The following is a 2,840-nucleotide window of genomic DNA, read 5'->3' on the forward strand; positions in this document are numbered from 1 at the left end:
TTCCCGAACTCAGAAGTGAAACCTCTTAGCGCTGATGGTAGTGTGGGGTTACCCATGTGAGAGTAAGTCATCGCCAGCTCATTATTCGAAACACCCCCTGATATCTCAGGGGGTGTTTTTTTATGCGGGGAGAAAAAAGAAAAAAGGAAAAGAACGTTATAAAAGTAGAAAAAGCTAAAGCACAAAAATAGGAAAACGAGAGATATTAAAAAAGAATGAGGCTAAACAGCGCTAAAAATTTACATCAAGGCAAGCCTATATTCTTTATAGTGAAGTTTAGTCGCCAAGGTATAAAAACAATAGGATGTGCAAATGCTCCAAGATCTCGATGAAGTCTCTATTTTAGAGATATTGCAGCAACGCTTTGAGGCAAATATGCAGCGGCATCCAGAATTACTTTGGGATGATGTAAAAAAACAATTGATAGCACAGCCCTCAAAACTAAAAATTTTAATCGAAATGGAAAAAACAGGCGGTGAGCCAGATATTGTGACGCTGAATCAGCAATCTCAAGACCTGATATTTTATGATTGCAGCTTAGAGTCACCAAAGCTTAGACGAAGCTTGTGTTATGACCGTGATGCCTTGGAGAATCGGAAGGATCATCCTCCCCAAAATAACGTTATAGATATGGTGCGAGACATCGGTGCTGAGCTACTGACAGAAGAAGACTATCGAGCGATACAGCAAGTTTTTCATTTCGATTTAAAGACTTCGAGCTGGATTGTGACGCCAGCGGATATTCGGCAAAAGGGCGGGGCACTGTTTTGTGATCGACGTTATGATCATGTATTTAGCTACCATAATGGCGCGCAGTCATATTATGCGTCTCGTGGATTTCGCTGTAAGCTGGTGATCGCTTAATCTCAGTGCTATAAATGTTTTTAAAACAATCAAGTGCGTTAAAGCGAGCTTTTCTAAAGATGTAATTGCGTTTGTTTTTTAGACATTTAAAATTTTTCTAAACTAAAGATAGAAATAAATGATGGTGTGTCGTTCTGAAGTTTAATGAAAGAATAGAAGAATTAGGCCTGAAAATAAGGGTATTATTATTTAAAAAAATCAGTTAAATAATCATATATTGATAATGTTTAATAATTAAACTAAAGCATGAAAAATAACACAATTAACATGTACTTATAAGCGACTAGATTTATTAAACATACGTCTAATATCCCTAGAAAACACTGTTCCGTATATTCCGTGGCTGTTGAATTTTACTTAAAAATTCAATGAATGTTATGGACAAGTACTCATGGGAGATGAGAACGATGACAACGGAAAAAATAGACATAAATTCTGTAGTCGATAAGGCTAAATTTACCCCGTTCCACTTCAATGTAGTGGCTTGGTGCTTATTGATTATTTTATTTGATGGCTACGATTTAGCGATTAATGGCGTGGTTTTACCATTATTGATGCAAGACTGGGGCTTAAGTGCAATGCAAGCGGGGATGCTTGCCAGTACTGCGCTCGCAGGCATGATGTTTGGTGCCATGTTCTTTGGTTCTTTAGCGGATAAGATTGGCCGTAAAAAAGTCATTATGATCTGTATCGTTTTATTTAGTGGTTTGACCTTTGCCGGTGGTTTTGCGTCGAATCCAACAGAATTTGGTATTTTGCGTTTCTTGGCTGGTTTAGGGATTGGCGGTGTAATGCCTAACCTTGTGGCTTTAACGTCTGAATACGCGCCGCAGAAGATGCGTAGTACACTAGTAACGACGATGTTTAGTGGTTATGCAGTCGGTGGTGTGATGGCGGCACTTTTAGGTTCATGGTTCACCCCTGACTTTGGTTGGCAAATCATGTTCTTTATTGCGGGTATTCCACTTTTCCTTTTACCTGTGATTTGGAGATTTTTACCAGAATCTTTGGCATTTATGGTGAAAGAAAACAAACAGGAAAAAGCCCGCAGTATCGTGAAGCGCTTAGCACCTGAAGTGAAAGTGACTGAAAATACAGTGTTCACTTTGCCTCAAGAAAGCGTGCCTGAAGCTGCTAACGTGGTGAGTTTATTCCGCCGTGGTCGTGCCGTAAATACATTATTGTTTTGGGTGGCGTTCTTTACGTGCCTATTGACCATGTATGCGCTAAGCAGCTGGTTACCAAAACTGATGATGGCAGCCGGTTATTCTATGGATAACAGCTTAATGTTTATGATGGTCATGAACGTGGGCGCAGTTGTGGGTATTGTTGGCGGCGGTATTTTGGCTGACCGTTTCCATTTAAAACCTGTGCTGATGGTTTTGGGTATGATGGGCGCGATTGTGATGAGCTTGATGGGCTTCCAATCAAATCAGTTCTTGCTATACATTTTGGTGTTCTTGGCAGGTGCTGCATCTATTGGTTCGCAAATGCTGCTGTACAGCTATGTGGCGCAGTATTACCCACTTGCTGTACGTTCGACGGGTATTGGTTGGTCTTCTGCAATTGGTCGTATGGGCGCGATTGTAGGGCCGATTCTGATTGGTGGTTTGCTCGGTATGAACTTACCTGCGCATTTCAACTTTATGGCGGTGGGTTTACCTGTACTGATTACTGCGATCGCGGTTGCATTGATCATGCATGAAAACGACAGTGATAAAATTGATGTTAAAGAGGCATCTACAGCGAAAGCCTAAGTTGTGATTCTTTAAAAAGAAAAGCCTCCGAAAGGGTAATGCCAGTCAGTTAAGCAAATTTTAGTAAAATGTAGTAAAAATGAGTGTATGTGAATACGCTCATTTTTTTATGTCTTTATCTGAACATTTAGAATCCACTCTTGAACATTCTCTCCCATCACTCAACCATTTTTGTGAACTTATTGATTTAAATTGGATTGAAACAAGCCTGCATCAAAC

General features: G+C 40.0%; 2 protein-coding genes. Both read left to right on the forward strand.

What is annotated here, in order from left to right; all coding sequences use genetic code 11:
* Window positions 1–312 precede the first annotated feature (312 nt).
* On the forward strand, window positions 313–864 hold the full coding sequence (locus tag FTV03_RS17365; protein WP_180042377.1) for a DUF4256 domain-containing protein: 552 nt from the start codon (window positions 313–315) through the stop codon (window positions 862–864).
* 407 nt (window positions 865–1,271) lie between these two features.
* Window positions 1,272–2,621, forward strand: a complete 1,350-nt coding sequence (locus FTV03_RS17370; protein ID WP_180022954.1) for an aromatic acid/H+ symport family MFS transporter — start codon at window positions 1,272–1,274, stop codon at window positions 2,619–2,621.
* Window positions 2,622–2,840: the final 219 nt, after the last annotated feature.

The organism is Acinetobacter sp. YH12218 (assembly GCF_013417925.1).
GTDB lineage: Bacteria > Pseudomonadota > Gammaproteobacteria > Pseudomonadales > Moraxellaceae > Acinetobacter > Acinetobacter amyesii.

Coding starts and splice junctions, on each gene's coding strand:
- FTV03_RS17370 (WP_180022954.1), top strand. CDS start 1,272: ATGACAACGGAAAAAATAGACATAAATTCTGTAGTCGATAAGGCTAAA.
- FTV03_RS17365 (WP_180042377.1), top strand. CDS start 313: ATGCTCCAAGATCTCGATGAAGTCTCTATTTTAGAGATATTGCAGCAA.